Annotated in this window: 19 protein-coding genes; 11 read left to right on the top strand and 8 right to left on the bottom strand. The window is 66.8% G+C overall.

Annotation, left to right across the window (positions count from 1 at the left end; all coding sequences use genetic code 11):
* Nucleotides 1-111 precede the first annotated feature (111 nt).
* The 3 genes from AQ611_RS14665 to fghA all read left to right on the top strand — a co-directional run bounded on the left by AQ611_RS14665 (nt 112) and on the right by fghA (nt 3,775).
* Nucleotides 112-1,644 carry a xylulokinase gene (locus AQ611_RS14665; RefSeq protein ID WP_069235323.1) on the top strand — a complete coding sequence of 511 codons (1,533 nt, stop codon included), beginning with the start codon at nt 112-114 and terminating at the stop codon, nt 1,642-1,644.
* Between the two features lie 161 nt (nt 1,645-1,805).
* Nucleotides 1,806-2,912, top strand: coding sequence for an S-(hydroxymethyl)glutathione dehydrogenase/class III alcohol dehydrogenase (locus tag AQ611_RS14660; RefSeq protein ID WP_059520535.1), 1,107 nt, complete (start codon nt 1,806-1,808; stop codon nt 2,910-2,912).
* Nucleotides 2,913-2,926: 14 nt separating this feature from the next.
* Nucleotides 2,927-3,775 (top strand): S-formylglutathione hydrolase, encoded by an 849-nt coding sequence (gene fghA, locus AQ611_RS14655; protein WP_069234928.1) that lies wholly within the window; start codon nt 2,927-2,929, stop codon nt 3,773-3,775.
* Between the two features lie 31 nt (nt 3,776-3,806).
* On the opposite strand, the gene AQ611_RS14650 is transcribed toward fghA, so the two are convergent.
* Genes AQ611_RS14650 through AQ611_RS14635 form a run of 4 tightly spaced genes read right to left on the bottom strand, consistent with a single transcriptional unit; the run spans nt 3,807 to nt 7,001 of the window.
* A complete protein-coding gene (locus AQ611_RS14650; RefSeq protein WP_059520533.1) occupies nt 3,807-4,598 on the bottom strand; it encodes a metal ABC transporter permease in 792 nt (263 codons plus the stop codon).
* The gene (locus AQ611_RS14645; protein WP_069235322.1) at nt 4,591-5,457 is read right to left on the bottom strand and encodes an ABC transporter ATP-binding protein; all 867 of its coding nucleotides are present in this window, start codon (nt 5,455-5,457) and stop codon (nt 4,591-4,593) included. The genes AQ611_RS14650 and AQ611_RS14645 overlap by 8 nt, the downstream gene beginning before the upstream one ends.
* A gap of 16 nt (nt 5,458-5,473) precedes the next feature.
* Entirely contained in the window at nt 5,474-6,487 is a 1,014-nt protein-coding gene (locus tag AQ611_RS14640; RefSeq protein ID WP_069234927.1) for a metal ABC transporter solute-binding protein, Zn/Mn family, read from the bottom strand.
* A 49-nt stretch (nt 6,488-6,536) separates the two neighbouring features.
* On the bottom strand, nt 6,537-7,001 hold the full coding sequence (locus AQ611_RS14635; protein ID WP_069234926.1) for a Fur family transcriptional regulator: 465 nt from the start codon (nt 6,999-7,001) through the stop codon (nt 6,537-6,539).
* 521 nt (nt 7,002-7,522) lie between these two features.
* On the opposite strand from AQ611_RS14635, the gene AQ611_RS14625 reads away from it, so the two are divergent.
* The 8 genes from AQ611_RS14625 (at nt 7,523) to AQ611_RS14590 (ending at nt 15,956) form a co-directional block, all read left to right on the top strand.
* Nucleotides 7,523-8,299 carry an L-iditol 2-dehydrogenase gene (locus tag AQ611_RS14625; protein ID WP_069234924.1) on the top strand — a complete coding sequence of 259 codons (777 nt, stop codon included), beginning with the start codon at nt 7,523-7,525 and terminating at the stop codon, nt 8,297-8,299.
* Between the two features lie 149 nt (nt 8,300-8,448).
* Complete coding sequence (locus AQ611_RS14620; RefSeq protein WP_059520529.1) at nt 8,449-9,405, top strand: sugar kinase; 957 nt, start codon at nt 8,449-8,451, stop codon at nt 9,403-9,405.
* Nucleotides 9,393-10,745 (top strand): D-tagatose-bisphosphate aldolase, class II, non-catalytic subunit, encoded by a 1,353-nt coding sequence (locus AQ611_RS14615; protein ID WP_069234923.1) that lies wholly within the window; start codon nt 9,393-9,395, stop codon nt 10,743-10,745. Before AQ611_RS14620 ends, AQ611_RS14615 begins: the two co-directional genes overlap by 13 nt.
* A 95-nt stretch (nt 10,746-10,840) precedes the next feature.
* Nucleotides 10,841-12,166 (top strand): ABC transporter substrate-binding protein, encoded by a 1,326-nt coding sequence (locus AQ611_RS14610; RefSeq protein ID WP_069234922.1) that lies wholly within the window; start codon nt 10,841-10,843, stop codon nt 12,164-12,166.
* A gap of 90 nt (nt 12,167-12,256) precedes the next feature.
* Nucleotides 12,257-13,201 carry a carbohydrate ABC transporter permease gene (locus AQ611_RS14605; protein WP_069235321.1) on the top strand — a complete coding sequence of 315 codons (945 nt, stop codon included), beginning with the start codon at nt 12,257-12,259 and terminating at the stop codon, nt 13,199-13,201.
* Nucleotides 13,198-14,064 carry a carbohydrate ABC transporter permease gene (locus AQ611_RS14600; protein WP_069234921.1) on the top strand — a complete coding sequence of 289 codons (867 nt, stop codon included), beginning with the start codon at nt 13,198-13,200 and terminating at the stop codon, nt 14,062-14,064. Before AQ611_RS14605 ends, AQ611_RS14600 begins: the two co-directional genes overlap by 4 nt.
* On the top strand, nt 14,061-14,768 hold the full coding sequence (locus tag AQ611_RS14595) for an HAD family hydrolase (protein WP_069234920.1): 708 nt from the start codon (nt 14,061-14,063) through the stop codon (nt 14,766-14,768). Before AQ611_RS14600 ends, AQ611_RS14595 begins: the two co-directional genes overlap by 4 nt.
* Before the next feature lie 78 nt (nt 14,769-14,846).
* Nucleotides 14,847-15,956, top strand: a complete 1,110-nt coding sequence (locus AQ611_RS14590) for an ABC transporter ATP-binding protein (RefSeq protein WP_069234919.1) — start codon at nt 14,847-14,849, stop codon at nt 15,954-15,956.
* Between the two features lie 108 nt (nt 15,957-16,064).
* Here AQ611_RS14590 and AQ611_RS14585 read toward each other — a convergent pair whose 3' ends face one another.
* From AQ611_RS14585 to xylB, 4 genes are all read right to left on the bottom strand, one after another.
* Nucleotides 16,065-17,363 carry a lipase family protein gene (locus AQ611_RS14585; RefSeq protein WP_231935863.1) on the bottom strand — a complete coding sequence of 433 codons (1,299 nt, stop codon included), beginning with the start codon at nt 17,361-17,363 and terminating at the stop codon, nt 16,065-16,067.
* Between the two features lie 557 nt (nt 17,364-17,920).
* Nucleotides 17,921-19,216: a haloacid dehalogenase-like hydrolase gene (locus AQ611_RS14580; protein WP_069234918.1), complete on the bottom strand. Its 1,296-nt coding sequence runs from the start codon at nt 19,214-19,216 to the stop codon at nt 17,921-17,923.
* 330 nt (nt 19,217-19,546) lie between these two features.
* The gene (locus AQ611_RS14575; RefSeq protein WP_069234917.1) at nt 19,547-20,494 is read right to left on the bottom strand and encodes a sugar-binding transcriptional regulator; all 948 of its coding nucleotides are present in this window, start codon (nt 20,492-20,494) and stop codon (nt 19,547-19,549) included.
* Between the two features lie 71 nt (nt 20,495-20,565).
* Complete coding sequence (gene xylB, locus AQ611_RS14570) at nt 20,566-22,047, bottom strand: xylulokinase (RefSeq protein WP_069234916.1); 1,482 nt, start codon at nt 22,045-22,047, stop codon at nt 20,566-20,568.
* Nucleotides 22,048-22,096: the final 49 nt, after the last annotated feature.

Genomic DNA, 22,096 nt, shown 5'->3' with positions numbered 1-22,096 from the left:
GCGGCGGCCGCCGCGCGCGTTCAGCCGGCTGCTCGCGTGGACGCTGGGACCGGGCGGCGGCGGGCCGGTTATCATCGGCACCGGCTTATGCATATCCATTGCGATTACGTCATGCGATTTCTCGGCATTGATCTGGGGACAGGCTCGTTGAAGCTCGCGATCGTCGACGGCGGCGGCCAGGTGCGCGCGACGGCGTGCGCCGCGTACCCGGTCGCGACGCCGCAGCCGGGCTGCGCGGAAATCGACGTGCGCGTTTGGTGGCGCGCGCTCGTCGACGCCGCGCGGCGCTTGCCCGACGGTGAACGCGCGCGCATCGGCGCGATCGGCTTGTCAGGACAGATGCACGGTGTGGTGCTGGCCGATGCGGCTGGAGACGCGCTGCGCCCAGCGATGCTGTGGCCGGATACGCGCGCATCGGCGCTCGTTGCGGGTTGGCCGGGCGTCGGCGGGCCGGCGGCGGTCGACACGATCGGGCAGTGCAGCGGCGCGGCCGGGCAGGCCGCGTCCGGATCGAATGCGGGCGAGCCGCAGCCTGCGCACCGGCCGCGCGCGCCCAATCCCGTCTCGCCCGGCATGGCAGGGCCGCTGCTCGCATGGCTGGCGTTGCACGAGCCGGATCTGCTGCATGCCGCGCGCTGGGCGTGGCAGCCGAAGGACTGGCTGCGCGCCGCGCTGGGCGGCGAGAGCGCGAGCGATCCGTCCGATGCGTGCGCGACCGCGCTCGCGAGCCCGGACGGCGATTGGGACGACGCGCTGATCGACGCGCTCGGCTTGCCGCGTGCGCTGTTCGCGCCGCTGCGCGCGTCGCATGCGGTCTGCGGCGCGCTGTCGGCCGATGCCGCGGGCGCGCTCGGGATGCCGGCCGGCATCCCGCTTGCCACGGGCGCGGGCGACACGCCGTGCGCGGCGCTCGGCAGCGGCCTCGTGCACGACGGCGACGCGCTGCTTACCACCGGCACGGGCGGCCAGATCGTCGTGCTGAGCGAGCGGGCGGGCGCGCCGCGCGCCGGGCTGCACCGTTACCGGACGGCGCTCGGCGTGCGCTATTACACGATGGCGGCGATGCAGAACGTCGGGATCGCGCTCGATGCGGCGCGCGGCTGGCTTGTCTATCCTGACTGGCGCTCGGCCTACGACGACGCGTTTTCCCTGCCGGCGTCGCCGCAGCTCAGTTTTCTGCCGTATTTGACGGGGGAGCGTTCACCGTGGATGAACCCCGCGGCGCGCGGCGGCTGGCTCGGCCTCACGCTGGGCGACGCACGGGGCGCGCTGATGCGCGCCGCGTTCGAGGGCGTTGCGTTCGCGTTGCGCGCGGGGCTCGATGCGATCCGTGCGCACGGCTTGCCAGTGCGTGCGTTGCGGCTCGCGGGCGGCGGCTCGATCGAGCCGCGCTGGCGTCAATTGCTGGCCGACGCGCTCGACGTCGAATTGCTCGCCGTCGATTGCCCGCATGCCGCCGCGCGTGGCGCGGCGCTGCTTGCGGGTGTCGCGGCGGGGCATTGGCGGGCGGCCGAGCTTGCCGCGCTCGCGCCGGCGGCGTCGTGCGTGGCCACGCCGGGCGGGGATGCGGCGCTTGCCGCGCGCCACGCGCGCTTCGTCGAGCTGTACAGGCGCACCGAAGCGTGGTTCGGCGCAAACGATTAAAATTTTACGTTTTGCTTGCCGGCGCCAGCGATGTCGTATTTGAGCAAGCGGGCGGCTCGTGCGTACACGCGCGCTGCCCGCCGCTTTGCGATCATCCTGTTTGCCTATGTTCCCATTGCCGCGCCGCATGCGGCGCGGCCCGCTACCGACAGGAGTCCCCGATGAAAACGAAGGCCGCAGTTGCATGGAAGGCGGGCGAGCCGCTGACGATCGAGGAAGTCGATCTCGAAGGTCCGCGTGCGGGCGAAGTGCTGATCGAGGTGAAGGCCACGGGTATCTGCCATACGGACTATTACACGCTGTCCGGCGCGGACCCGGAAGGCATCTTTCCGGCGATTCTCGGCCATGAGGGCGCGGGCGTCGTGGTCGATGTCGGGCCTGGCGTCGGCACGCTGAAGCGGGGCGATCACGTGATTCCGCTTTATACGCCCGAGTGCCGCGAATGCAAATTCTGCCTGTCGCGCAAGACGAACCTGTGCCAGAAGATCCGCGCGACGCAGGGCAAGGGGCTGATGCCCGATGCAACGTCGCGCTTCTCGATCGGCGGCAAGCCGATCTTCCATTACATGGGCACGTCGACGTTCTCCAACTATATCGTCGTGCCGGAGATCGCCGTCGCGAAGATCCGCGAGGACGCGCCGTTCGACAAGGTTTGCTATATCGGCTGCGGCGTGACGACGGGCGTGGGCGCGGTGGTCTACTCGGCGAAGGTCGAGGCGGGCGCGAACGTCGCGGTGTTCGGTTTGGGCGGCATCGGGCTGAACGTGATCCAGGGCGCGAAGATGGTGGGCGCCGACAAGATCATCGGCGTCGACATCAATCCGGCGCGCGTCGAGCTTGCGAAGAAGTTCGGGATGACGCACTTCGTCAATCCGAAGGACGTGCCGAACGTCGTCGACCATATCGTGCAGCTGACCGACGGCGGCGCGGATTATTCGTTCGAATGCATCGGCAACGTGACGACGATGCGCCAGGCACTCGAATGCACGCACAAGGGCTGGGGGCAGTCGTTCATCATCGGCGTCGCGGCGGCGGGCGAGGAGATCGGCACGCGGCCGTTCCAGCTCGTGACGGGGCGCGAATGGAAGGGTTCGGCGTTCGGCGGCGCGCGCGGGCGCACCGACGTGCCGAAGATCGTCGACTGGTACATGGAAGGCAAGATCAACATCGACGACTTGATCACGCATACGCTGCCGCTCGAGCAGATCAACGACGGCTTCGCGCTGATGAAGCGCGGCGAGTCGATCCGCTCGGTCGTATTGTATTGAGCGCAGGTGACGCGATGCTCGAACTGGTTTCGTCGCATGCTTGCCACGGCGGCGAGCAGCGCTTTTACCGGCACGCTTCGAAAGCGATCGGGCTGCCGATGAAATTTTCGGTGTATCTGCCGCCGCAGGCGGCGCATGGCCGCGTGCCGGCGCTGTTCTATCTCGCGGGGCTGACCTGCACCGACGAGACGTTCGCGATTAAGGCCGGCGCGCAGCGCTTTGCCGCGCACGCGGGGCTCGCGCTCGTCGCGCCCGATACCAGCCCGCGCGGCGCGGGCGTGCCGGGCGAGACCGACGCGTGGGATTTCGGCGTCGGCGCGGGCTTTTACGTCGACGCGACCGAAGCGCCGTGGTCGACGCATTACCGGATGGAGTCATATGTCGCCGACGAGCTGCGCGCGACCGTGACGGCCGAGTTGCCGATCGACGGCGCGCGGCTCGGCATCTTCGGGCATTCAATGGGCGGCCACGGCGCGCTCGTGCTTGCGTTGCGCCATCCGGACGTGTACCGGTCGGTGTCGGCGTTCGCGCCGATCGCCGCGCCGACGCGCTGCCCGTGGGGCGAAAAGGCGTTTTCCGGTTATTTGGGCGCCGATCGCGAGGCGTGGAAACGGTATGACGCGAGCGAACTGGTCGCACGCGCCGATGCGCGCAAGTTTGCCGATGCCATCCTGATCGACCAGGGGCTCGCCGATCAATTCCTCGCGACGCAGCTCAATCCGGATGTGTTCGAGGCCGCGTGCCGCGCGGCAGGTCAGCCGCTCACGCTGCGCCGGCATGCGGGCTACGATCACGGCTATTACTTCATCTCGACGTTCATCGCCGATCACATCGCGCATCATGCGCGCGCGCTGACGCGCTGACGCGCTGACGCGCTGAGCGCGCCCCGCCCCGTTACGCGGCGCGCCGCTGTCCAACGAGGCTCAGCCCATAGGTCGCCGCCGATAGCGCGGTGATCCAGAAGCTCGTTGGCCAATCGGTGTAATACGCGAGCGCGATGCCGAGCCATGCCTGGCCGAGCGCAAGCCCGGCCGCGAGCCAAAGCCCCGTCGACAGGCGCGTGGCGAGATGCTGCGCGGCCGCCGCGGGACCGACGAGCAGCGTGAACACGAGCAGCACGCCGACGATCTGCGTGCACGCGGCGACGGCGAGTGCGCAAATCGACAGAAACAGCACCGACACGAGCCGCAGCGATACGCCCTTCGCTTCCGCGAGTTCCGGCTGAAGCGACGCAAACAGCAGCGGCCGCGCGATCGCGGCGAGCGCCGCAAGGCTCACCGCGCCGATGCCCGCGAGCACGGCGAGCGTCTCGCGGCTCACGCCGAGCACGTTGCCGAACAGCAGCGCCGTCACTTGCGTCGCGTAGCTCGTATAGAAATGCAGAAACAGCAGACCGCAGCCGAGCGCGACCGACAGCGTCACGCCGATCGCGACGTCACGCCCGGCCAGCCGCTCGCCGAGCGCGCCCATCCCGATGCCCGCCGCCAGCGTGAAGCCCACCATTCCCCAGATCGGCGACACGCCGATCAGCGCCGCGCCCGTCGCGCCGGTGAACCCGACGTGCGACAGCGCATGTCCCGCGAACGTCTGGCCGCGCAGCACCAGAAAATAGCCGACGATTCCCGCGAGCACCGCAACGATGCCCGCTGCCGCGAACGCGTTGACCATGAAGTCGTATTCAAGCATCGTGGGTATGTCCGCTGCCGTGTGAGTGCGCATGGCCATGTCGATGACCGTGGCCGTGGTGATGATCGTCTTCGTGCCCGTGATCGTGCTTTTCCACCTCGATGTCGCCCGACATCACGAAGATGCGGCCGTTGGCACGCATGACGTCGATTGGCGCGCCGTACAGCCGCGACAGCACCGGCTTGGTGATCACCTCGTCGACGGTGCCGAGCGCGGCGACGCCGTTGCCGAGATACAGCACGCGATCGAGCGCGTTGAGCAGCGGATTGAGTTCGTGCGCGCAGAACAGCACGGTGATCCCAAGCTCGCGCTGCACGCGCCGAACCAGCTCGACGACGCCGCGCTGATGGTTTGGATCGAGGCTGATCAGCGGCTCGTCGAGCAGCAGCAGCTTCGGTGCGCCGAGCAGGCATTGCGCGAGCAGCAGACGCTGGCGCTCGCCGCCCGACAGCTCGAACAGCGGCCGTTTCGCGAGCGCCGTCGCGCCGACCAGTTCGAGCGCGCGCTCGACATCGGCACGGATCGCGGCGCTCATGCGCGGCAGCCCCCAGCGATGGCCGCGCGCGGCCATCGCGACGAAGTCGTAGCCGCGCACGCGCCGGCCGGCGAGCGCACTGCGCACCTGCGGCATGTAGCCGATTGCCGGATTGCCGCGCGCGACCACGTCGCCCGCGACGCGGATCGTGCCGTGCTCGGCCGCCACGAGGCCGAGCACGGCACGCATCAAGGTCGTCTTGCCCGCGCCGTTCGGGCCGAGCACGCCGACGAATTCGCCCGCCTCGATGGCGAAGCTCACGTCGTGCAGGATCGTGCGGCCGCCGAGCGCGAGCGTGACGTGATCGAGTTCGAGTGCAAGCATCGAATCGCGTGCCACGTTACGGTTGCGGTTGGCCGAGCGCCGACGCCAGCGCGTCGAGCTGCGACAGCATCCATTGCTGGAAGCTCTTGCCGGCCGGTTGCGTCTCGGTGACGCTGACGACCGGCACGTGCGCGTCGTTCGCGATCTTCAGCATCCGCTTGGTCATCGGCTCGACGGCCTGGCTGTTGTAGAACAGCACGCGCACCTGATGCTTCTTCAGATCGTTCTCGAACGCGGCGATATCGGCCGGGCTTGCCTCGGTATTGTTCATCGCCGCGAGTTGCAGGCGCGGGTTGCGCATGTCGAGCCCGATCGCGTCGGCCATATAGCCGAATACGGGCTCGGTCGCGGTGACGGGAATGCCCCGGTAGCGCGCGCGCAACGCGGCCACTTTCGCGCCGACCGGCTGCATCGACGCGACGAACTTCGCGAGATTCGCATCGTAATCGGCCTTGTGCGCAGGGTCGGCCGAGCCGAACGCTGATGCGAGCGCGCGGGCGGCGGCGGGCATCGTCGGCGGATCGTACCAGAGGTGCGGGTTGTCGCCCGCCTTTTTGCCGACCAGTTCGGCGACGACGATGGTGGCCTGCTTGTCACGCTTGGACGCGGCCAGCAGCTTCGGCATCCAGGGATCGTAGTCGGCGCCGTTGTAGATCACGACTTTCGCCTGTTGCAGCTCGCGGGCGATTTTCGGGCTCGCTTCGAACAGGTGCGGATCCTGGTCGGGATTGCTGAGGATGCTCGATACCTGCACATGCGCGCCGCCGATTTGCCGCGCGACGTCGCCGTAAAAATTCTCCGCGGCGACCACCTTGAGCGGCGCGCCTTGCGCGAACGCGGCGCCGGCGGCAAGCAGCGCGGCGATGCCGGCGGCGAGCGCGCGTGCATGCCGCGCGAGGGTGGATGCGCGCGCGGCGCGGCGCGCATGCGCGGCGGACGTGACGTCGCACGCGGCGCATGCGCCGGTCAAACGGCGCGACAACGGAACAGACGCGCGCAATGGCGCGCGCGTCGGGGCGGCGAGGAACATACGGTCGATCCTTTTCGGTTTGACGGGACGAAAGCCTGGCGCGGCGGGCTCAGCCGTGCCGCGCGTGTTTGCTTTTGCACTGGCCACACAGGCCGCTCAGCTCGACGACTTGCCGGCGCACCTCGAAGCCGTGTGCGGGGGGGCTCGCGGACAATTGCTTGGCGAGTTCGCCGCCGGGAATTTCCACCGTCTCGCCGCACGCTTCGCAGATCAGGAACTGACCTTCGTGCGGCTTGCCGATCTCGCAGCACGCGACGAACGCGTTCTTCGATTCGATCCGATGGATAAAGCCGTGTTCGACGAGGAAATCGAGCGCGCGGTAGACGGTGGTCGGCGGCACGCGGCCGCGCTGCGGCTCCAGCTCGGCGAGCAGATCGTAGGCACCGATCGGGCGCAGCGCGGCAAGCACATGTTCGTAGACTTGGCGGCGCAGCGGGGTCCACGCGAGACCGTGCTCGGCGGCAAACGCATCGGCACGGGACAGGCGGGCGGCGAGAGGGTGGGTTGAGGCCATCGTGTGAACCGGTCGGTCGGATAGGGCGAACACGATGGCGATGATATAACGTATCGGCCGGCCTTGCATCCCGGCGGTTGCCCATTGTCTGCGGTTTTTTCGTTTCCGGCGGGCGGCTTTCGGCAGCCATGCGGGCTGCCCGGCAAGAAGGCCGGATATGCGGGTGCCCGTATCGCCGGCTGTTGCATTGCGTTTGTCGTTCCGTCGATGCGTTGTTCCGTCAACCGCGATGGCGATGTGCTTTCCGGATTTTCGCTGCGTTTATTTCGCTGCGTTTACTTTCCGGCCTTTTAGCCAATTTTCGCGCTTCGTTTCCCCCCGGTTCCTATTTCGCGCTGAGCGCGGTGTGCGCCTCGGCCGCGCGCTCGCAATGCGGCGGCGCAGCATCAAAAGGCGGTTTTTCCGCCTTGACAGCATGGGGTTCGTGGCCGATCATTCGTTCGAAATTAGAGCAAATGACCAATAAATGAGCGTTCGCTCAGTGCTGGCGGCGCGATGAATAACGAATCGGAGACAGATCTGTGAGATTGCAGAACAAGGTCGCGATCCTGACGGGCGCGGCGAGCGGCATCGGCGAGGCAGTCGCGCAACGCTATCTGGACGAGGGCGCGCGCTGCGTGCTCGTCGATCTGAAACCGGCCGACGGCGCGCTTGCCACGCTGGTCGCCGCGCATCCGGATCGCGCGCTGGCCATCACGGCAGACGTCACGCGCCGCGACGACATCGCGCGCATCGTCACGACCGCCGTCGAGCGGTTCGGCGGCATCGACATTCTGTTCAACAACGCAGCGCTGTTCGACATGCGCCCGCTTCTCGACGAATCGTGGGACGTGTTCGATCGCTTGTTCGCCGTCAACGTGAAGGGCATGTTTTTCCTGATGCAGGCGGTCGCGCAACGGATGGTCGAGCAGGGGCGCGGCGGCAAGATCATCAATATGTCGTCGCAGGCGGGCCGGCGCGGCGAGGCGCTCGTTTCGCATTACTGCGCGACGAAGGCCGCCGTGCTGAGCTACACGCAATCGGCCGCGCTCGCGCTCGCGAAGCACCGGATCAACGTGAACGGCATTGCGCCGGGCGTCGTCGATACGCCGATGTGGGAACAGGTTGACGCGCTTTTCGCGCGCTACGAGGGCCGCCCGCCGGGTGAGAAAAAGCGCCTCGTAGGCGAAGCGGTGCCGCTTGGCAGGATGGGCGTGCCGGCCGATCTGACCGGGGCCGCGCTCTTTCTTGCGTCAGCCGACGCGGATTACATCACCGCCCAGACGCTCAATGTCGACGGCGGCAATTGGATGAGCTGACATGAGCAGATTCGCGCGCACCCCGCGGCGGCTTGCATGCGCGGGGCGCTGGAGCAGGATCGATATGAGACAAGCCCCGGTGCGCGGTGCCGCGTTGCGCAGGCTGCGCGGCCGATCCTCGCGCCGGGCGGCTTGCTCGGGAGGGCGTGATGGCTGAGATTGTGGTGGCGGGCGAATTGCTCGCGGAATTCGTCGCCGCCGCGCGCGGCCAGGGCTTCGATGCGCCGGGCGAGTTCGTCGGCCCGTTTCCGAGCGGCGCGCCGGCGATCTTTGCCGATCAGGCGGCGCGCATGGGGGCGTCGGTGACGTATGCGGGCTGTGTCGGGTGCGATGCGTTCGGCGATGCGATCATCGCGCGCCTGGCAAGCGATGGCGTCGACGTTGCGCGAATCCGCCGCGTCGCGCGTCCCACCGGGGTCGCGTTTGTCGCTTATCGCACGAGCGGGGAGCGCCAATTCGTCTACAGCATCGACGGTAGCGCGGCGGCGCTTATCGAGCCTGCGGATCTCGATACGTCGATGTTCGCCGGCTGCCGCTATTTTCATGTGATGGGCTCGTCGCTCACGAGCGAACGCGCGATCGCCACGGTGCAGCGCGGCGTGAGCGAGGCGGCGCGCGCGGGCGCGAGGATTTCGTTCGATCCGAACGTGCGCGCCGAGATGCTCGCGTTCAAACCGATGCGCGCGGCGCTGCTCGAGATGCTCGGCGTATGTCATCTGTTCTTGCCGAGCGAGGCCGATCTGCCGTTTTTCTGCGGTGCGCAGCCGAGCGAACGCTCGATTGCGGGGTTGCTTGCGACGCATCCGCTGCTCGAGACAGTGGTGCTCAAGCGCGGCGCGGCGGGCAGCGTCGCGTTCGACCGCACGGGCAGCTTTGCCGTGCCAGCGTTCAGGACGGTCGAGGCCGATCCGACGGGGGCCGGCGATTGCTTCGGCGGCACGTTGGTCGCGAGCCTGGTCGCCGGCATGCCGATTCAGGCCGCGCTCGCGCGCGCGAACGCGGCAGGCGCGCTTGCCGTCGCGCGGGTCGGTCCGATGGAAGGTAACAGTACGCCGGATGAGATCGAACGTGTCCTTGGCGAGCGAGGTGCCGCATGCGTGGCGTGAGCACACTCATCGAGCCGCCGCGCGTGCACGGCGCCACGCGGATGCTGCGCGAAATTTTCGAGGCGAACCGCACGGGCCGGCGCTGCGGTATTTATTCGGTGTGCAGCGCGCACCGCATCGTGCTCGAAGCGGCGTTCGAAGCCGCGCGTGACGACGAATCCCCGCTTCTCATCGAGGCGACCTGCAATCAGGTCAATCATCGCGGCGGCTATACCGGCATGACGCCCGCCGAGTTCCGGCGCGACGTGGACGCGCTCGCGCGTGACAGCGGGTTTCCGGCCGATGCGTTGATTCTCGGTGGCGATCATCTCGGGCCGATTCCATGGCGTCATCTGAGCGCGCGCGACGCAATGCGCGAAGCGGGCGAGATGGTGGCCGCGTATGTCGAAGCGGGTTTCTCGAAGATTCATCTCGATGCGAGCGCGGCCTGTGCGGACGACCCGGCCGCGCTGTCCGATGCGACGATCGCCGAGCGGGCCGCGCAATTGTGTGCGATAGCGGAACGGGCGGCGCGTGCGAGCGGCGTCTCGCCCGTCTACGTGATCGGTACCGAGGTGCCGACGCCGGGCGGCGAGGTGAGCGATGCGGCAAAGCGCGGCGCGCTCGCGCAAATCGAAGTGACCCGCGCGGCCAGCGTGCACGCGACACTCGACGCGCATCGCGAAGCGTTCGCGCGATACGGCCTGCACGATGCGTGGTCGCGCGTGATCGCGCTCGTCGCGCAGCCCGGCGTCGATTTCGACGACCGGCGCGTACTCGACTACGATCCGCCGCGCGCGGCCGAACTGGGCACGAGCATCCTGCGCGAGCCGCGGCTCGTGTTCGAGGCGCATTCGACCGACTACCAGACGCAAGCGGCGCTTGCCGCGCTCGTACGCGATCACTTCGCGATCCTGAAGGTCGGGCCGGCGCTGACGTTCGCGTTGCGCGAGGCGTTGTTCGCGTTGACGTATATCGAGGACGCACTGTTCGACGACGCATCGCAGCGCTCGCAATTGCGCGACGTGATCGATGCGGCGATGCGCGAGCGCCCCGAATACTGGGCGCCTTACTATCGCGGCGACGCCCTTGCGCAGCGGCTTGCGCGTCAGTTCAGCTACAGTGACCGGATTCGCTATTACTGGCTGCAGCCGGCGGTTGCGGCGGCACTCGAGCGTCTGTTCGACAATCTCGCGCGCTGCGCGCCGCCCGAAACACTCGTCGCGCAGTGGCTGCCCGACGTGTATGCCGCGTGCCGGCGAGGTGAACTTGCGCGCGAGCCCGCCGCTTGGGTGCGCTACCGGATCCGCGAAGTGATCTCGCGCTACGCACGCGCATGCGCGATGCAGCAAAGCGGTTGAAAACGGGCCGCGCCATGCGAGGCGGCACGAAGCCCGCACGCCGTCGATACGGCACGCAGTCGACACGAAATCAAAACGCAATCAGGAGACATGCCATGCAACGAAAGACCTTCACCGCCGCCGCGCGTCTTGTCGCGAGTGTCGCGCTTACGGCGTCGGGATTGGCCGCACATGCGGCGACGCTGACCATCGCGACGCTGAACAACCCGGACATGATCGAGCTGAAGAAATTGTCGTCGGCGTTCGAGAAAGCGAATCCGGACATCCGCCTGAACTGGGTGATTCTCGAGGAAAACGTGCTGCGCCAGCGTGCGACCACCGATATCACGACGGGCAGCGGCCAGTTCGACGTGATGGCGATCGGTACCTACGAGGCGCCGCAATGGGGCAAGCGCGGCTGGCTCGCGCCGATGACGGGGCTGCCCGCCGATTACGATCTGGAAGACGTGATCAAGACCGCGCGCGACAGCCTGTCCTACAACGGTCAGCTCTATGCGCTGCCATTCTATGTCGAAAGTTCGATGACGTTCTACCGCAAGGATCTGTTCGCCGCGAAGGGTCTGAAGATGCCGGCTCAGCCGACTTACGACCAGATCGCCGAGTTTGCCGACAAGCTGACCGACCGCGCGAGCGGCGTGTACGGCATCTGTCTGCGCGGCAAGGCGGGCTGGGGCGAGAACATGGCGTATGTGTCGACCGTCGTCAATACGTTCGGCGGCCGCTGGTTCGACGAGAACTGGAATGCACAGCTCACGTCGCCGGAGTGGAAAAAGGCGATCGGTTTCTACACGAACCTGCTGAAGAAGGACGGCCCTCCGGGCGCGAGTTCGAACGGCTTCAACGAGAATCTGACGCTCACCGCATCGGGCAAATGTGCGATGTGGATCGACGCGACGGTCGCGGCGGGAATGCTGTACAACAAGCAGCAGTCGCAAGTTGCCGACAAGATCGGTTTTGCCGCCGCGCCGGTCGCCGTCACGCCGAAGGGTTCGCATTGGTTGTGGGCATGGGCGCTCGCGATTCCGAAGACGTCGAAGCAGCAGGACGCGGCCAGGAAGTTCGTGGCCTGGGCCACGTCGAAGCAGTACGTCGAGATGGTCGGCAAGGACGAAGGCTGGGCGTCGGTGCCGCCCGGCACACGCTTGTCGACCTATCAGCGTGCCGAGTACAAGAAGGCCGCGCCGTTCTCCGACTTCGTGCTGAACGCGATTCAGAGCGCCGATCCGAACGATCCGTCGCTGAAGAAGGTGCCGTACAGCGGTGTGCAATACGTCGGGATTCCTGAATTCCAATCGTTCGGCACGGTGGTCGGGCAGGCGATCGCGGGTGCGGTGGCCGGGCAGATGACGGTTGACCAGGCGCTCGCCGCCGGGCAGGCCGCGGCCGATCGCGCGGTGCGTCAGGCCGGCTACAAAAAGTAAAGCGCCGTGCGCGCGGCGACGCGCGCACGGCTTGGCGGTAACGCGGGCGCAAGCGGCAGTGCGCACGCATTGAACGAGGTGATTCCGATCATGCGTCACTTACGCGTTTCTCTGTCCAGTTCGGCGCCGCTTGCCGATGCGCCGTTCGCCGCCGCCGAGCATGCGCGCCGCAAGCCCGTGCGTTGGCTCGCGTCGCCGTCCGTCGCCGTGCTGTTGCTGTGGATGGCCATTCCGCTTGCGATGACGATCTGGTTTTCGCTCACGCGCTACAACCTGCTGAATCCCGACGTGAAGGGCTTCGCCGGGCTCGACAACTACCGGTTCCTCGCGACCGATCCGTCGTTTCTGCCGGCGATCTGGCATACGCTCGCGTTGATCGGCTCGGTGCTCGTCATTACCGTGGTGGGCGGCGTGCTGATGGCGGTGCTGTTCGATCGCAAGTTCTATGGGCAGGGCGTCGCGCGCGTGCTAGCGATCGCGCCGTTCTTCGTGATGCCGACAGTGTCGGCGCTGATTTGGAAGAACATGATCCTGCACCCGGTGTATGGGCTCGTCGCACGCGCGATGCGCGCGTTCGGAATGCAGCCTATCGACTGGTTCGCGCAGTATCCGATGACGTCGATCGTGATGATCGTTGCGTGGCAATGGTTGCCATTCGCATTCCTGATTTTGTTCACCGCGATCCAATCGCTCGATCAGGAGCAGAAAGAGGCGGCGCGCATCGACGGCGCCGGGCCGTTTGCGATGTTTTTCTATATCACGCTGCCGCACCTGAAGCGTGCGATCGCGGTGGTTGTGATGATGGAGACGATTTTTCTGCTGTCGATCTTCGCTGAAATCTATACGACGACGGGCGGCGGTCCGGGCGATGCGACGACCAACCTATCGTATCTGATCTACGCGCTCGGCCTGCAGCAATTCGACGTCGGGCTTGCGTCGGCGGGCGGCATTCTTGCCGTCGTGCTCGCGAACGTCGTGTCGTTCTTCCTCGTGAGAATGCTCGCGCGCAATCTGAAAGGGGAGTACGAAGCATGAGTGACTTGTCCGTAACGGTTTCGCGCGGCGCGTCAGGCGATCAGCCCGGCCTGCTGCGCACGGCAGCGCGCGCGCTGCCTGGCGTGCTTGCTTGGCTTGTCGCGCTTGCGCTGTTCTTTCCGATTTTCTGGATGGCGATCACGGCGTTCAAGACGGAACAGCAGGCATATTCGTCGACGCTTCTGTTCATGCCGACGCTCGACAGCTTTCGCGAGGTGTTCGCGCGCAGCAATTACTTCGCATTCGCTTGGAACTCGGTGCTGATTTCGGCAGGCGTCACCGTCATCTGCCTGCTGCTGGCCGTGCCCGCCGCCTACGCAATGGCGTTTTTCCCGGGCAAACGCACGCAGAAGGTGCTGCTGTGGATGCTGTCGACGAAGATGATGCCGTCCGTCGGCGTGCTCGTGCCGATCTATCTGATGTGGAAGAACGCGGGGCTGCTCGATACCGTCGCCGGGCTCGTGATCGTCTATACGTTGATCAATCTGCCGATCGCCGTGTGGATGACGTACACGTATTTCAACGAGATTCCGCGCGACATTCTCGAAGCCGGCCGCATCGACGGCGCGTCGACGTGGCAGGAGATCGTTTATCTGCTGATGCCGATGGCGCTGCCGGGGCTCGCGTCGAGCGCGCTCCTGCTGGTGATCCTGTCGTGGAACGAGGCGTTCTGGAGCATCAATCTGTCGAGTTCGAATGCCGCGCCGCTCACGGTGTTCATCGCGTCGTACTCGAGCCCCGAGGGGTTGTTCTGGGCGAAGCTGTCCGCCGCGTCGTTGCTCGCGGTCGCGCCGATCCTGGTGGTCGGCTGGCTGTCGCAAAAGCAGCTCGTGCGCGGCCTCACGTTCGGAGCGGTCAAATGACGGCGGCGGCAGTGCGCACGCGCGATGCGCGCGCGCTCATCTGCGATTGCGACGGCGTGCTGATCGACAGCGAGGCGATCGCGGCCGACGTGCTCGTGCGCGAACTCGAGGCACGCTGGCCGGGAGTGGCGGCGCGGCCGATCGTGATGCCGCTGCTGGGGCTGCGCACCGAGCGCGTGCTCGAGGGCGCGTGCGAGCGCGCGGGGCGCGTGCTCGGCCCCGGCGACGTCGAGGCGATTCGCGCGAGTGTCGAGGAGAAGGCCGGGCAGGCGAGCGCGGTCGCCGGTGTCGACGCGGCGCTCGCGCAGCTCGACTTGCCGATCGCGTGCGCGAGCAATAGCCGCCGGCATTATGTGGATGCGGCGTTGAGCCGTACCGGCCTCAAGCGTTTTTTTGGCGACCGGCTGTTTTGCGCGGACAGCGTCGCGCGGCCGAAGCCCGCGCCCGATGTGTATCTTGCCGCCGCGCAAGCGCTTGATGTCGCGCCGCGGCAGTGTCTCGTCGTCGAGGACAGCGCGGCGGGCGTGACGGCTGCGTTGGCCGCGGGCATGACGGTGCTCGGCTTTATCGGCGGCGGCCATGCATCGGCCGCGCAGGTCGACGCGCTGCGCGTAATCGGCGCCAGACGTGTGTTCGACGACATGCGCTTGCTGCCGGCGCTCGTCGCACAGTGGCTTGCAACCGGCACGGTGCAGCCGGATTGAACGAATGCGTCGCGCGGGCGTGGCGGTGACGATACGCCGCGCGGCCGCCACGCTGAACGAAGACAACGGAGACGAATCATGGCAAGCGTGATCCTGCGCAATATCGGCAAGCGCTATGAAAACAACGAAGTGCTGAAGGATGTGAATCTCGACATCGCGAATGGCGAGTTCGTCGTGTTCGTCGGGCCGAGCGGCTGCGGCAAATCCACGCTGATGCGGATGATCGCGGGGCTCGAGGAGATTTCGGGCGGCGACCTGTTGATCGACGGCGTGCGCGTCAACGGCGTGCCGAGCGCGAAGCGCGGCATCGCGATGGTGTTCCAGTCGTATGCGCTTTATCCGCACATGACCCTCTACGACAACATGGCGTTCGGCCTGAAGCTGAGCGGCGCGAAGAAGCAGGAAATCGACGATGCGGTCAAGCAGGCGGCGAAGATCCTGCACATCGATCATTTGCTCGACAGGAAACCTAAGCAGTTATCGGGAGGGCAGCGGCAGCGGGTCGCGATCGGCCGCGCGATCACGCGCAAGCCGAAGGTGTTCCTGTTCGACGAGCCGCTGTCGAATCTCGATGCGGCGCTGCGCGTGAAGATGCGGCTCGAATTCGCCCGGCTGCACGACGAGCTGAAGACGACGATGATCTACGTGACGCACGACCAGGTCGAGGCGATGACGCTGGCCGACAAGATCGTCGTGCTGTCGGCGGGCAGCGTGCAGCAGGTCGGTACTCCGAACGAGCTGTACCATGCGCCTGCGAATCAGTTCGTCGCGGGTTTCATCGGCTCGCCGAAGATGAATTTTCTTGCCGGCGTCGTGCAGGCGGTGTCTGCCGACGGCGTGCTGGTGCGCTTTGCGACGGGTGAGACGCAGCATGTCGCGATCGAACCGGCGACGCTGCGCGTCGACGATCCGGTGACGGTTGGCATCCGGCCCGAGCACCTGAGCGTCGGCGTGGCCAATGGCGGCGTGACGGCGCGCACGATGACGGTCGAATCGCTTGGCGACGCGGCGTTTCTGTATGCCGAATCGAGCACCGCGCCGGACGGGTTGATCGCGCGGATTGCGCCGCTGCAAACGTATCGCACGGGCGAGATGCTGCGCGTGACGGCCGAGCCCGAGCATTGCCATTTGTTCGATCGGGACGGGCGCGCGTTCAAGCGCAAGCCGAACCGTGCGCTTGCCGCGTGACACGTCGCGCCGCTGCTGTTTTCCATCCGGCCGATGCCGCTGGGCAGCCGATCCGGGCCGCGGGCCGCCTCCCGTTTCCGGGCGCGGCGGCCATCCAGTGCGCGTTCGTCAGTGGACCGTTTCGGCAGCCAGCGAGTTGCCCGGCTTGATCTGCGCGCAGTTGCTCGGCGCGGGCTTGCCGGCGAACCGGTCGAACAACCAAGGCACCATTGCGCTGGCCCATGCGACAGCAGTCGCGGTGTGCTCCAACGGATATTCGGTGTACACGACAGGCGTTCCGCTCGCGCAGAATTGCCGTGCAAGCGTGCGCACGTCGCCCGCGATCATCACGCCGTCGCCGGATTGGCTGCTGAACGTGCCGTTGAACACGCCGGCTGTGCCCTGGCTGATGAACATCGGGATGGTCGGCGAACCGACCAGCCCCGCGTTCACTTTGTTGACAGCGCTCACATAAGGCTCGATCCGATTGATGTCGCCTGCGTATTCCGGTTTCAGCAGCGTTTTCCAGTGCAGGCCCATCAGGCTCGGCAGGATCTGAATCAGTGACTGGTTCTGGACCTGCGCGAAGACTGCCTTGCCGTAGTCGCTCAAATAGGGCGTGAAATCGATGCCGTAGGCTCGGCCGACACCGACGATCGCGGCCGGCGCCACGCCGCCCCAGACGATGCTGCCGTCGACGTAATACAGGTTATGGGCCGGATCGACCAGCACCCCGCCCTCGGCGGCGCCGACGAGGCGCTGGTTGACGTCCGGGGCGTAGGTGGGCGCGAGCTGCGCCGCCCAGTTGGTCGCGATCGCGCCGCCCGAATAGCCGATCAGCGCGATCTTGCTGGCCGCGGTGAAGCCCGTCGACGGCGTGTTGAGCGCGGCGCGCACGGAGTCGAGCGTCGTCATCCCGTATTCGGGGCCGGCCGCGAAGTCGGCGGTCTGGCCTTCGGTGTCCGGAACGATGATGCTGTAGCCCGCGAGCAGCAGCGTCGAGAGCGGAATCGATTCGCCGCTGTAAAGCAGGCCGCCGAGCGTGCGGTCGCCGGCGATCACGCGCGACGGTTCGTCGAGCGGATTGAGCGAGTCGTATGCCGATTGGTACGAGATCGCGTGACCGTTATTGTTGCTGTAGGGGTTGACGATGACCGACGTCACGTTGACGACGGCTTCCTTGCGCGCGTTGTGGGTCCGGTACAGCAGTTGTTGCGCGAGCACCGCGGTCGGAATGCCCGCTATGTGGTAGTTCACGGTTCGGGTCTTCAGTACGGTGCCGGGCGCGATGGCCGACAGCGGCGTGCTGCCGGAGTACGTATAGAACGGATCGTCGGCGCCGCCCGCCGTGGGGGCGGTCGCGGCGATTGCCGTCGCGGTCGCGATCGACGCGAGAACGGCGGCGAATGCATGCAGGCTCGATTTCACTCGATGTCTCCTCCTAATGGGATCGGCGCCATTGCATTTTCGATTGCCGAGTCTCCGGCGCCCGCGAGACCCGCTGTATATTCGACGCGTTCAGGGCGATCAGTGCATTGCCTAAATGATTCGATTTGCTAATTAATTGACGGGTCTGAGCGTTGATTCGGTCGTTGTTTTGGGGAATTTGTTGCCCGGCATTTTCTTGGGTATTTCTAAATGACGCGGCAGCCGGAATGCTGGTTTGCATTGAAGCACGGCGAACTGGGCTTGACCACCGTTTGAAGGAAAATGCCTAATTTGGACGCGCATGCCCCATGTCGCTTATCCAGATTGGCTGCCTCAAGCCGGGTACGGCGCGGGCGGGATGGCGGTTATCTTAAAATTCGCGGTGCTGAATGAATCGGGTCATTCGGGGCTCAGGGACGAACTTCGAGGGCGGTGGAGGGCGGCGCATGACGGCAATCAATGCCGGCGAACGGCGATGGCCGCCGCCCGGCCCGCCGGCATTCCAAAGCGCGGCTGCAACCCGTTGCACGGCTCGCCCGTGATGAGCCGATCGCATGCTATGCCAGCAGTTTCGGCTCGCTTTTGCCGTATTTGATCGAGCGTTCATCGGCGATCATCAGCCCGGTATTCTCGTTGCGCCCTTGCAGCACGAGCCGCGCATCCTTCGCGCCGAGTTGCGCGGCCGCCTTTTGGCTGTCGAGTCCGATCTCGCCTTTCTTCATCCGGTTGACGATCACGCCGAGTGCCGTGTCGTCGAAATCGCGCAGCATCCATGCATCGCCGTCGCTGTCGCCGAACACGAGCAACGGCCCATAGCCCTTCTTCGATTGCAACTCGCGCCGAATGCCGAGCGTTTTGCCTGGCCCGTAGTTGAAATGCCAGTTAGGCGCGTACTGATTCACGTATTTGCCGTCCTCCGTCACGATCCGCATGCCGATCACATGGTCGTCGGGCACGCCGTAGCCGAATGCCGGATGGCCGGCGAATACGCGCACGACATCGTCGAGCGACGCGGTGCTCACATATACGTCGATGCCGTTCGAGCGCAGCGTATCCATCAGCGCGCGAATTTCCTCGTGAATCCGGATCCCATGAAAATGGGTTGCCGCGACCACGCCCGCCCGGCCCGGCCGCTCGCGCGAACTTTCGTAGGTGAGCTTGCGCAGCGCGTCGCCGAGGTTCGCGACGTTGCTGTCGTAGGCCATGGCTTGAAGTTCGTCGCGCGTCATGCCGGCGTACCAGTACATGATCCACTTGTAGCCGATTTCGACCGGATAGGTGTCGCAGATCGCGTCGTACATGAAATACAGCTTCGCTCGGAAGTCCTTGAACGGCTCGCTGCGCCGAATCTCGTCGAGCGGCATGTCGCCGTTCAGGCCGCGGTAGTTTGCGTACAGCCAGCGGTAGTCGTCTTCGACATCGGCGGCGATGTCCTCCATGCGCACCGGCTTGCCGTCGATCGTGGTGTAGCCGAGCTTCGCGTCGAACGGGCCGTTCGGCACCCCCTGGCGCAGGATCGCCGCGAACTGCTCGGGCTTGAGCCGGTAATGCAGCCCTTCGATCTGATGCATCATCAACGCTTCCTCGCAGTCGTTCATGATGCACGTGTTGTCCCAGTCGAAGACCGCGTAGGGCCGGCGTTCGGCGCGGTACGCCGGGCTGCGCGAGCCGTGCGCGGCGAGCACCGCCGACAGCCGCGCGGCGTTGCGCGGCGACCAGCGGCCCGGCGCGAGCGACAGCGGTTCGGCACCGCCGCCGGCGTTTGCCGCGCGCGCGGGCGTCCATGCGCCGGCCGCGATCGCGGCCGATGCGCCGGCGAATGACCGGACGAAATGCCGGCGTGCTGTTTTCATCGTTTGTCCTCCGAAGGAATGCGCACGTGATGGGGCGGGGCCGGCTGGCCGCAAACGGTTGAAGCGACCGGGAAAACTTGGCGGTGCAGCGGCGACGGCCGATGGGCTCGGCCGGAATCGGCGGCCGTCGTCCAGCTTCGCTCCGCATAAAACCGGCGGACAGTTCAAATCCGACATCCGGTTGTCGGAATGCGACGCGCCGCACGGGCGTGCCGACGGCACAACCGGTTTGCTAGCGACGCGTGAAATGGGCGCTCGCTTGACGTGTCGGGCGCGCCACCCGCCGGCGTGGTTGCGCCTGCGGTTTCTACGCTGCGGGCGTCTCGGCCCTTAGCCGTCCAACGCCGCCCGCGCGCAGCTCTCGTCCGTCACCAGCCCCGACAGCCAGCCGCCGCGCAACGCCGCGAGCACCGCCATGCGCTTGCGCGGCCCGCCCGCGAACGCGATCGTCGGCCGCGCGGGCGGCGCGTCGAGCGCGACGCTCGTCACGCGCGGGCTCGTCGATGCCTCGATGCGGCGGCCCTGCGCGTCGATCGGCAGCCCGAGCATCTCGGCCACCGCGCCGCGCGCGACCATGTCGTTCAACTCGTCGGCGGTGATGAAGCCGTCCTCGAACAACGGGCAGTGCGCGCCGATGTTGCCGATGCCGATGAACGCGACGTCTGCTTCAGCCGACAATTGCTCGACGATCCGGTACAGCCGGTGATTGCACCACTGGGCGCGCTCGGCGGCGCTATCGGCGATGAGCGGCGCGGGCAGCAGGAAATGCTTGCCGCCGGTTTTCTCGGAGATGTGTTGGGCGACGTCGTAGCGGTTCGACGAACCGTCCTGCGCGATCGCGCCGACCATCGACACGAGGCGATGCTGCGGCCGATCGATCTGCGCGATCTGCGCGACCGCGGCCTTCAGCGTGCGGCCGCTGCTGAGCGCGATCACCATCGGCTTCTCCTCGCTCAGATAGCGCTCGATCACTTGCGCGCCCGCGACGGCGAGCTTGCGGTCGATCGCATCGGGCATGTCGCCGTCGATCGGCACGACCTCGCACGTCTCGAGGCCGTAACGCTTCGACAACTGCGCGGCGAGTTCGAGGCAGTCGGCGATCCGATGGTCGACACGCACGCGGATCAGGTTCTTCTCGACCGCGAGCGCGACGAGCCGTTGCGCGACCGGCCGCGATACCTGCAGCTTCTCGGCGATTTCGTTTTGCGTGTCGCCCGCGACGTAATAAAGCCAAGCGGCGCGCGTCGCGAGATCGAGTTTTTCGGTGGATTTGGACACGGTGAGGGATCGTCTCAGGTCGGGCGACGCGGCGAGCGCCGGATTAAAGACCGCACTTTACCGTACCGCGCTCACGCAAGGCGTGCGCGCGTCGGCGTGAAAAGCGGGCGCACGTGGCGGTACAGCGAGCGAAACGTGTCGAGCCGCTCGCGCAGTGCCGCATGGCGGGCGGCGTCGGGCGTGAACTCGTCGGCGAGCGGCGGTTTCGCGAGCGCGTCGGCCGGCGCGCCGCCGAGCGCGAGCCAGCCGAGCCGCGCCGCGCCGAGCGCCGCACCCGTCTCGCCGCCGCCGTGCCGGCGCGTGCGCACGTTGAGCGCATCGGCGAGCAGCTGTGCCCAGTACGCGCTGCGCGCGCCGCCGCCGATCAGCGATAGCGCATCGGTTGCGGCGCCGGCCGCGCGCAGCGCGTCGTAGCCGTCGGCGAGCGCGAGCGTCACGCCTTCGAGCACGGCGTAGCCGGCGAGCGCGCGGTCGGTGCCGTGCGTCATGCCGAGGAACACGCCTTGCGCGTATGGATCGTTGTGCGGCGTGCGCTCGCCGGACAGGTAAGGCAGGAAGTACGGTGCGTCGGCGCACGCGGCGGGCGCGAGCGCGGCGATCTCGGCAACGAGCGTGGGCTCGTCGGTCGACGTCAGCTTGCAGAACCAGCGCAGGCAGCTCGCCGCCGACAGCACGACGCTCATCTGCTGCCAGCGCTGCGGAATCGCGTGGCAGAACGTGTGGACGGCCGATGCGGGATTTGGCCGGAAGCGGTCGCCGACGATGCTCAGCACACCCGAGGTGCCCAGCGACAGGAAGCCGTCGCCCGGCTGCGTCGCGCCGATGCCGAGCGCGCTCGTCGCATTGTCGCCGCCGCCGCCCGCGACGACGACCGCCTCGGACAGCCCAAGCGTGCGCGCGACGTCGGCGCGCAGCGTGCCGGACGGCGCATTGCCTTCGACGAGGCGCGGCATCTGCGCGCGCGTCATCCCGCCGGCGGCGAGCAGCGCGTCGGACCAATCGCGTTTGGCGACGTCCAGCCATAGCGTGCCCGCCGCATCCGATGGATCGGACACCTTCGCGCCCGTGAGCCTGAGCCGCAGATAGTCCTTCGGCATCAGCACGCACGCGATCTCGCGAAACACGTGCGGCTCGTGGCGCGCGACCCACAGCAACTTCGGCGCGGTGAAGCCGGGCATCGACAGATTGCCGGCGATCGCATGCAGATCGGGCGCGAGCGTTTCGAATTCCGCGCTTTCGTCGGCGCAGCGCATGTCGTTCCACAGGATCGCGGGACGCAGCACGCGATCGTCGCGATCGAGCAGCACCGCGCCGTGCATCTGCCCGGACAGCCCGATGGCGCGCACCTGCGCGAACGCCTGGCGATGTTGCGCGCGCAACGCGGCGAGCGCGGCGAGCGTGCCGGCCCACCAGTCTTGCGGATGCTGCTCGGCCCAGCGCGGATGCGCGCGCTCGACGGAAAACGGCGTGCCGGCCGTGCCGACGACGGTGCCGTCGTCCGAAAGCAGCAGCACTTTGACTTCGGATGTGCCGAGATCGATGCCGAGATACATGGGCGATGAGCGGGGCAAACCGCTAGACGAAAGAGAGCCGCTACTTTAG

Source organism: Burkholderia singularis (genome assembly GCF_001718875.1).
Classification (GTDB): domain Bacteria; phylum Pseudomonadota; class Gammaproteobacteria; order Burkholderiales; family Burkholderiaceae; genus Burkholderia; species Burkholderia singularis.
The sequence above is the reverse complement of the archived record's forward strand: the minus strand, read 5'-3'. Positions and strand labels throughout refer to the sequence as shown.

Excerpts from the sequence above, each read along its gene's own strand:
- AQ611_RS14635 (WP_069234926.1), bottom strand. The coding sequence starts at position 7,001 with ATGGCCTCAACCCACCCTCTCGCCGCCCGCCTGTCCCGTGCCGATGCG.
- AQ611_RS14660 (WP_059520535.1), top strand. The coding sequence starts at position 1,806 with ATGAAAACGAAGGCCGCAGTTGCATGGAAGGCGGGCGAGCCGCTGACG.
- AQ611_RS14610 (WP_069234922.1), top strand. The coding sequence starts at position 10,841 with ATGCAACGAAAGACCTTCACCGCCGCCGCGCGTCTTGTCGCGAGTGTC.
- fghA (WP_069234928.1), top strand. The coding sequence starts at position 2,927 with ATGCTCGAACTGGTTTCGTCGCATGCTTGCCACGGCGGCGAGCAGCGC.
- AQ611_RS14620 (WP_059520529.1), top strand. The coding sequence starts at position 8,449 with ATGGCTGAGATTGTGGTGGCGGGCGAATTGCTCGCGGAATTCGTCGCC.
- AQ611_RS14650 (WP_059520533.1), bottom strand. The coding sequence starts at position 4,598 with ATGCTTGAATACGACTTCATGGTCAACGCGTTCGCGGCAGCGGGCATC.
- AQ611_RS14580 (WP_069234918.1), bottom strand. The coding sequence starts at position 19,216 with ATGAAAACAGCACGCCGGCATTTCGTCCGGTCATTCGCCGGCGCATCG.
- AQ611_RS14595 (WP_069234920.1), top strand. The coding sequence starts at position 14,061 with ATGACGGCGGCGGCAGTGCGCACGCGCGATGCGCGCGCGCTCATCTGC.
- AQ611_RS14590 (WP_069234919.1), top strand. The coding sequence starts at position 14,847 with ATGGCAAGCGTGATCCTGCGCAATATCGGCAAGCGCTATGAAAACAAC.
- AQ611_RS14605 (WP_069235321.1), top strand. The coding sequence starts at position 12,257 with ATGCGTCACTTACGCGTTTCTCTGTCCAGTTCGGCGCCGCTTGCCGAT.
- AQ611_RS14600 (WP_069234921.1), top strand. The coding sequence starts at position 13,198 with ATGAGTGACTTGTCCGTAACGGTTTCGCGCGGCGCGTCAGGCGATCAG.
- xylB (WP_069234916.1), bottom strand. The coding sequence starts at position 22,047 with ATGTATCTCGGCATCGATCTCGGCACATCCGAAGTCAAAGTGCTGCTG.
- AQ611_RS14645 (WP_069235322.1), bottom strand. The coding sequence starts at position 5,457 with ATGCTTGCACTCGAACTCGATCACGTCACGCTCGCGCTCGGCGGCCGC.
- AQ611_RS14615 (WP_069234923.1), top strand. The coding sequence starts at position 9,393 with ATGCGTGGCGTGAGCACACTCATCGAGCCGCCGCGCGTGCACGGCGCC.
- AQ611_RS14665 (WP_069235323.1), top strand. The coding sequence starts at position 112 with ATGCGATTTCTCGGCATTGATCTGGGGACAGGCTCGTTGAAGCTCGCG.
- AQ611_RS14640 (WP_069234927.1), bottom strand. The coding sequence starts at position 6,487 with ATGTTCCTCGCCGCCCCGACGCGCGCGCCATTGCGCGCGTCTGTTCCG.